The sequence below is a fragment of the Bradyrhizobium sp. BR2003 genome, from assembly GCF_009720285.1.
Classification (GTDB): Bacteria; Pseudomonadota; Alphaproteobacteria; order Rhizobiales; family Xanthobacteraceae; genus Bradyrhizobium; species Bradyrhizobium elkanii.
Map to the genome: position 1 here is coordinate 23,864 of NZ_SMYJ01000037.1, position 7,475 is coordinate 31,338.

Sequence of the window (7,475 nt, forward strand, 5' to 3'; positions counted from 1 at the left end):
ACCTAGCGCCGTCTCCTACGCGCGAACCGAAAAAATCACCAGGACTGCCCATGTCTCGCCAAGACGCGAACGCCGCTTTTGCACTCTCATCATTCCTGCAGGGCACCAACGCCGCCTACATCGACGACCTCTACGCCCGCTACGAGCAGGACCCGTCGTCGGTCGACGCCGAATGGCAGGATTTCTTCAAGAGCCTGAAGGACGCCCCGGCCGACGTCCAGAAGAACGCCGAGGGCGCCTCGTGGGGCCGCGACAACTGGCCGGTGACGCCGCGCGACGAGCTGACCTCCGCGCTCGACGGCAACTGGGCCCAGGTCGAAAAGGCGGTCGGCAGCAAGCTCGCGGCCAAGGCGCAGGCCAAGGGCGCCGAGCTGTCCGATGCCGACGTCCATCAGGCCACCCGCGATTCGGTTCGCGCACTGATGCTGATCCGCGCCTACCGCATGCGCGGCCATTTCCACGCCAAGCTCGATCCGCTCGGCATCGAGGCGCCGCGCGACCGTGAGGAGCTCGATCCGCGCTCCTACGGCTTTAGCGAGGCGGACTTCGATCGCAAGATCTTCCTCGACCACGTGCTCGGCCTCGAATACGGCACGCTGCGCGAGATCGTGCAGATCTGCGAACGCACCTACTGCCAGACGCTCGGCGTCGAGTTCATGCATATCTCCAACGCCGCGCAGAAGGCGTGGATCCAGGAGCGCATCGAGGGGCCGGACAAGGAAATCTCGTTCACGCCCGAGGGACGCCGCGCGATCCTCAACAAGCTGATCGAGGCGGACGGCTTCGAGAAGTTCTGCGACACCAAGTTCACCGGCACCAAGCGCTTCGGCCTCGACGGCGGTGAATCGCTGATCCCGGCGCTCGAGCAGATCATCAAGCGCGGCGGCAATCTCGGCGTGAAGGAGATCGTGGTCGGCATGCCGCATCGCGGCCGCCTCAACGTGCTGACCCAGGTGATGGGCAAATCGCACCGCGCGCTGTTCCATGAGTTCAAGGGCGGCTCCGCCAATCCCGACGATGTCGAGGGCTCCGGCGACGTCAAGTATCACCTCGGCGCCTCCTCGGACCGCGAGTTCGACGGCAACAACATCCATCTGTCGCTGACCGCAAATCCGTCGCATCTGGAAATCGTCGATCCGGTCGTGATGGGCAAGGTGCGCGCCAAGCAGGACCAGCACGGCGATCCGCCTGACATGCGCATCTCCGTGCTGCCGCTGCTGATGCACGGCGACGCGGCCTTCGCGGGCCAGGGCGTGGTGGCGGAATGCTTCAGCCTGTCCGACCTGAAGGGCTACCGCACCGGCGGCTCGCTGCACTTCATCGTCAACAACCAGATCGGCTTCACCACCTATCCGCGCTACTCGCGCTCGTCGCCCTATCCGTCCGACGTGGCGAAGATGATCGATGCGCCGATCTTCCACGTCAACGGCGACGATCCGGAGGCCGTGGTGTTCGCGGCCAAGGTCGCGATCGAGTTCCGGCAGAAATTCCACAAGCCGGTCGTCATCGACATGTTCTGCTACCGGCGCCACGGCCACAACGAGGGCGACGAGCCGGCGTTCACCCAGCCGGTGATGTACAAGAAGATCGCCTCGCACCCGACCACGCTGGAGATCTACGCCAAGCGGCTGATCGCCGACGGCGTGGTGACCGAGGGCGAGGTCGACAAGGCCAAGGCCGACTGGCGCGCGCGCCTCGATGCCGAGTTCGAAGCGGGCGCCGGCTACAAGCCGAACAAGGCCGACTGGCTCGACGGCAAGTGGGCGGGCTTCAAGATCGCCGACCAGGAAGAGGATGCCCGCCGCGGCGTCACCGGCGTCGACGTCGCCGTGCTCAAGGACATCGGCCGCAAGATCACCAAGGTGCCGGACGGCTTCCGCGTCCACCGCACCATCCAGCGCTTCCTCGACAACCGCGCCAAGGCGATCGAGAGCGGCGTCGGGATCGACTGGGCGACCGGCGAGGCGCTGGCGTTCTGCACGCTGCTGCAGGAAGGCCATCACGTGCGCCTGTCGGGCCAGGATTCCGAGCGCGGCACCTTCTCTCAGCGCCATTCGGTCCTGATCGATCAGGAGGACGAGAGCCGCTACACGCCGTTCAACCATCTCGGCGGCGAGGACACCGGCCATTACGAGGTGATCAACTCGCTGCTGTCGGAAGAGGCCGTGCTCGGCTTCGAATACGGCTACTCGCTGGCCGAGCCGAATGCGCTGGCGCTGTGGGAAGCGCAGTTCGGCGACTTCGCCAACGGCGCCCAGGTGGTATTCGACCAGTTCATCTCCTCGGGCGAACGCAAGTGGCTGCGCATGTCGGGCCTCGTCTGCCTGCTGCCGCACGGCTATGAAGGGCAGGGACCGGAGCATTCATCCGCGCGCCTCGAGCGTTATTTGCAGATGTGCGCCGAGGACAACATGCAGGTGGTCAATCCGACCACGCCAGCGAACTACTTCCACGTGCTGCGGCGCCAGCTGCATCGCGAGATCCGCAAGCCGCTGATCCTGATGACGCCGAAGTCGCTGCTGCGCCACAAGCGCGCCGTGTCGCGGCTCGACGAACTCGGCAAGAACGCCACGTTCCACCGCATCCTGTACGATGACGCGCAGATGCTGCCGGACGAGAAGATCAAGTTGGTGCCGGACGGCAAGATTCGTCGTGTCGTGCTGTGCTCCGGCAAGGTCTATTATGACCTGTACGAGGAGCGCGAGAAGCGCGGCATCGACGACATCTACCTGCTGCGCATCGAGCAGCTCTATCCGGTGCCGCTGAAGGCGCTGGTGCAGGAGCTCGGCCGCTTCAAGAACGCCGAAGTGGTCTGGTGCCAGGAGGAGCCGCGCAACATGGGCTCCTGGCACTTCATCGAGCCCTATCTGGAATGGGTGCTGAACCAGATCAACGCCGCCAACAAGCGTCCGCGCTATGCCGGCCGTCCGGCATCGGCGGCGACTGCCACCGGGTTGATGTCGAAACATCTCGCGCAGCTCAAGGCGCTGCTCGACGACGCACTGAACTAACGACCTTCACTGACCATGCCCCGCCTTGTGCGCAATTGCGCACCGGAGCGGGGCATCCGGTATCCCGCGTCATCCAGCAGAAGTGCTGTCGTCACGGAGTGCCGGATCGCTCGCTTTGGCGGGCGGTGGCGGACAAGTTTCACGACCGCAAATTTTGCGACCGCAGGGTTATCGAGGAAAAGACCATGACTGAAATTCGCGTTCCAACGCTCGGCGAATCCGTGACCGAGGCCACGATCGGCCGCTGGTTCAAGAAGGCCGGTGAAGCCGTCGCGGTGGACGAGCCGTTGGTGGAGCTGGAGACCGACAAGGTCACGATCGAGGTGCCCGCGCCGGTCGCCGGTACGCTCGGCGAGATCATCGCCAAGGACGGCGAGACCGTCGCCGTCGGCGCGCTGCTCGGCCAGATCAATGACGGCGCGGCCGCGTCCGCCAAGCCGGCTGCCGCAGCTTCCGGCAAGGTGGCCGCGCCGGCTGCCGCGGCTTCTGCCGCCCCGGCTCATGCCGCGCCGAAGGCGCCGCCGGCGGATGCGCCGCTGGCACCCTCGGTCCGCAAGCTGTCCGCCGAAAGCGGCATCGATGCGTCCACCGTTCCCGGTTCAGGCAAGGATGGCCGCGTGACCAAGGGCGACATGCTGGCCGCGATCGAGAAGGCCGCCTCGGCGCCGACCCCGGTCAACCAGCCGGCCGCCGCCGTGCAGGTCCGTGCGCCGTCGCCGGCGGACGATGCCGCGCGCGAGGAGCGCGTGAAGATGACCCGGCTGCGCCAGACCATCGCGCGCCGTCTCAAGGACGTGCAGAATACCGCCGCGATGCTGACGACCTTCAACGAGGTCGACATGACCGAGGTGATGAAGCTGCGCGCCCTCTACAAGGACACGTTCGAGAAGAAGCATGGCTCGAAGCTCGGCTTCATGGGCTTCTTCACCAAGGCGGTCGTGCAGGGGCTGAAGGACATTCCGGCGGTTAACGCTGAAATCGACGGCAGCGACCTGATCTACAAGAACTACTATCACATCGGCGTTGCGGTCGGCACCGACCGCGGCCTCGTGGTGCCTGTGGTGCGCGACTGCGATCACAAGTCGATCGCCGAGATCGAGAAGTCGATCGCCGACTACGGCCGTAGAGCCCGCGACGGCCAGCTCAAGATCGACGAGATGCAGGGCGGCACCTTCACCATCACCAATGGCGGCATCTACGGTTCGCTGATGTCGACGCCGATCCTGAATGCGCCGCAGTCCGGCATCCTCGGCATGCACAAGATCCAGGAGCGGCCGATGGTGGTCGGCGGCAAGATCGAGGTGCGCCCGATGATGTATCTGGCGCTGTCCTACGATCACCGCGTCATCGACGGCAAGGAAGCGGTCACCTTCCTGGTGCGCGTCAAGGAGAGCCTGGAGGATCCGGCCCGCCTGGTGCTGGATCTCTAAGACCGTATCGCGCGCGGCGTCCGATCGGCTCGGGCGCCGCGATCTGTTGGGTGCTCACATTTGGGGATCAAAGTGACGGATAAGGTCGTTGTCATCACCGGCGGCAGCCGCGGCATCGGCCGCGCGACCGCGCTCGCTGCCGCCGCGCGCGGCTATCGCATCGTGGTCGGCTATGCATCCAACAAGACCGCGGCGGACGAGGTCGTCGCCGCGATCGAGGCGAAGAACGGCAAGGCGATCGCGGTGAAATGCGATGTCGGCAGCGAGCAGGACATCCTGGCGCTGTTCAAGGCGGCCGACGGCTTCGGCACGCTCGGCGCGCTGGTCAACAATGCCGGCATCGTCGGCAAGAGCGGTGTGCGTGTCGACGAGATGTCGGCCGAGCGTATCCAGCAGATGATGGCGGTCAATGTCACCGGCAGCATCCTGTGTGCGCGCGAGGCGGTGAAGCGCATGTCGACCAGGCACGGCGGCCAGGGCGGCGTCATCGTCAACCTCTCCTCGGTTGCGGCGAAGCTCGGCGCGCCCAACACCTATGTCGACTATGCCGCGTCCAAGGGCGCGATCGATTCCTTCACGATCGGCCTCGGCTACGAAGTCGCGAATGAGGGCATCCGCGTCGCCGGCATCCGGCCCGGACTGATCGACACCGACATCCACGCCGCAGGCGGCGAGCCCGATCGCGCGCACCGGCTCGCCCATATGGTGCCGATGAAGCGTGTCGGCACCGCCGATGAAATCGCCAACGCCATCGTCTGGCTGATCTCGGACGAGGCTTCCTATGTCACCAGCGCGATCCTCGACGTGTCGGGCGGTCGCTAGCACACGATCAAGAGCGGGCGGCGGTCTGCCGACACGATTGCGCCCGCGTAGTTGTCACAGAGCTTAGCTACAGGACCTTCCATCATGGCTTCTTACGATCTCGTCGTCATCGGCACCGGCCCGGGCGGATATGTCTGCGCGATCCGCGCGGCGCAACTCGGCATGAAGGTCGCCGTCGTCGAGAAGAACGCGACGCTGGGCGGCACCTGCCTCAATGTCGGCTGCATGCCGTCGAAGGCGCTGCTGCACGCCTCCGAGATGTTCGAGGAAGCCGCGCACTCCTTCGCCAAGATGGGCGTCAGCGTCCCGGCGCCGAAGCTCGATCTGCCCGCGATGATGAATTTCAAGCAGCAGGGCATCGACGGCAACGTCAAGGGCGTCGAGTTCCTGATGAAGAAGAACAAGATCGACGTGCTCAAGGGGACCGGCAAGATCCTCGGTGCCGGCAAGGTCGAGGTCTCGGGCGACGGCAAGACCGAGACCGTCGAGACCAGGAACATCGTGATCGCCACCGGCTCCGATATCGCCCGCCTGAAAGGCATCGACATCGACGAGAAGCGCATCGTGTCGTCGACCGGTGCGCTGTCGCTGGAGAAGGTGCCGGAGAAATTGTTGATCATCGGCGCCGGGGTGATCGGACTCGAGCTTGGCTCGGTCTGGCGGCGTCTCGGTGCGGACGTCATGGTCGTCGAATTCCTCGACCGCATTCTGCCCGGCATGGACGGCGAGGTGGCGAAGCAATTCCAGCGCATGCTCGAGAAGCAGGGCTTCGTCTTCAAGCTCGGCGCCAAGGTCACTGCGGTCGATACCTCCGGCAAGACGCTGCAGGTCAAGGTCGAGCCGGCCTCGGGCGGCGCTGCGGAAACCATCGAAGCCGATGTCGTGCTCGTCTGCATCGGACGGGTGCCCTACACCGAGGGCCTCGGGCTGAAGGAAGCCGGCGTCGCGCTCGACAATCGCGGCCGCGTCGAGATCGACGCGCACTTCTCGACCAACGTGAAGGGCATCTACGCGATCGGCGACGTCGTGGCCGGGCCGATGCTCGCGCACAAGGCGGAAGACGAAGGCGTTGCCTGCGCGGAGATCATCGCGGGCCAGGCCGGCCACGTGAACTACGATGTCATTCCAGGTGTTGTGTATACCACGCCGGAAGCGTCGTCGGTCGGCAAGACCGAGGAAGATCTCAAGCAGGCCGGCGTCGCGTACACTGTCGGCAAATTCCCGTTCACGGCGAACGGCCGGTCCAAGGTCAATCAGACCACCGACGGCTTCGTGAAAATTCTCGCAGATGCGAAGACGGATCGGGTGCTTGGCGTCCACATCGTCGGCCGCGAAGCCGGCGAAATGATCCACGAAGCCTGCGTTCTGATGGAATTCGGCGGATCGGCCGAGGATCTGGCACGCACCTGCCACGCGCACCCGACCCGTTCGGAGGCGATCAAGGAAGCCGCGCTTGCGGTGGGCAAGCGCGCCATCCATATGTGATGATCGAAAGTCCGGCGTCAGCCGGGTTGAGATCATAGCGATGCTGCGCCGCCTGCTTCAGCCGTTCTGGATTCTGCTTGCGATCGTCTTCCTGGTCGAGGCTTGGCTATGGGACCACCTCGAGCCGATCGTGGCGCGGGTGGTGGCGTGGATTCCGCTCCGCGCGCTCAAGCAATGGCTTGCCGACCGTGTCGATTCGCTGTCGCCGGCGATGACGCTGATCGTCTTCGTCGTGCCGGTCATCCCGCTGTTTCCGCTCAAGCTGGTCGGGCTCTGGCTGCTCGCGAACCAATACTGGTTCAGTGCGGTCTCGCTGATCCTGTTCGCCAAGTTCGTCGGTGTCGGCGTGACGGCCTTCCTGTTCGACGTGACGCGGCCGAAACTGCTGGAGATGCCCTGGTTCGAGGCGCTCTATAATTTCGTGATGGCGCTGCGGGCCAAGGCCACCGCGCTGGTCGAGCCGATCAAGCGGCGCATTCGCGAGATGATCCGTGGCGACGGCGAAGGCTGGGCGGCACGCACGCTGCGTGTGATCGCGCGCTTCCGCAAGAGCGTGCATCAGACCAGCAAGCCTCTTTGATCAAAACTTTCTATTCCGTCATCCTGAGACGCGCGCAAGGGCGCGCTCCTGAGAGTCTGACTCAAAAAGCGTGTTGGAGCCTGGCCAGGCGTCTGGTCAGGAGCCTGAGATGGGCGACGAGAAGCCAAGCGACTTCGGTGGCGGCGG

At 65.0% G+C, this 7,475-nt stretch carries 5 protein-coding genes; all 5 read left to right on the plus strand.

The genetic code is table 11. The annotated features are described in order from the left end of the window. The first annotated feature begins 50 nt into the window (after positions 1 to 50). Positions 51 to 3,011 (plus strand): 2-oxoglutarate dehydrogenase E1 component, encoded by a 2,961-nt coding sequence (locus E2I15_RS31730; protein WP_137483961.1) that lies wholly within the window; start codon positions 51 to 53, stop codon positions 3,009 to 3,011. A 185-nt stretch (positions 3,012 to 3,196) separates the two neighbouring features. Then, positions 3,197 to 4,441, plus strand: coding sequence for a 2-oxoglutarate dehydrogenase complex dihydrolipoyllysine-residue succinyltransferase (gene odhB, locus E2I15_RS31735; protein WP_137483960.1), 1,245 nt, complete (start codon positions 3,197 to 3,199; stop codon positions 4,439 to 4,441). Between the two features lie 72 nt (positions 4,442 to 4,513). After that, the gene (locus tag E2I15_RS31740; RefSeq protein WP_026192098.1) at positions 4,514 to 5,263 is read left to right on the plus strand and encodes an SDR family oxidoreductase; all 750 of its coding nucleotides are present in this window, start codon (positions 4,514 to 4,516) and stop codon (positions 5,261 to 5,263) included. 84 nt (positions 5,264 to 5,347) lie between these two features. After that, complete coding sequence (lpdA, locus tag E2I15_RS31745) at positions 5,348 to 6,748, plus strand: dihydrolipoyl dehydrogenase (RefSeq protein ID WP_137483959.1); 1,401 nt, start codon at positions 5,348 to 5,350, stop codon at positions 6,746 to 6,748. A 40-nt stretch (positions 6,749 to 6,788) separates the two neighbouring features. After that, entirely contained in the window at positions 6,789 to 7,328 is a 540-nt protein-coding gene (locus E2I15_RS31750; protein ID WP_137483958.1) for a hypothetical protein, read from the plus strand. Positions 7,329 to 7,475 lie beyond the last annotated feature (147 nt).

Coding starts and splice junctions, on each gene's coding strand:
- E2I15_RS31730 (WP_137483961.1), top strand. CDS start 51: ATGTCTCGCCAAGACGCGAACGCCGCTTTTGCACTCTCATCATTCCTG.
- odhB (WP_137483960.1), top strand. CDS start 3,197: ATGACTGAAATTCGCGTTCCAACGCTCGGCGAATCCGTGACCGAGGCC.
- lpdA (WP_137483959.1), top strand. CDS start 5,348: ATGGCTTCTTACGATCTCGTCGTCATCGGCACCGGCCCGGGCGGATAT.
- E2I15_RS31750 (WP_137483958.1), top strand. CDS start 6,789: ATGCTGCGCCGCCTGCTTCAGCCGTTCTGGATTCTGCTTGCGATCGTC.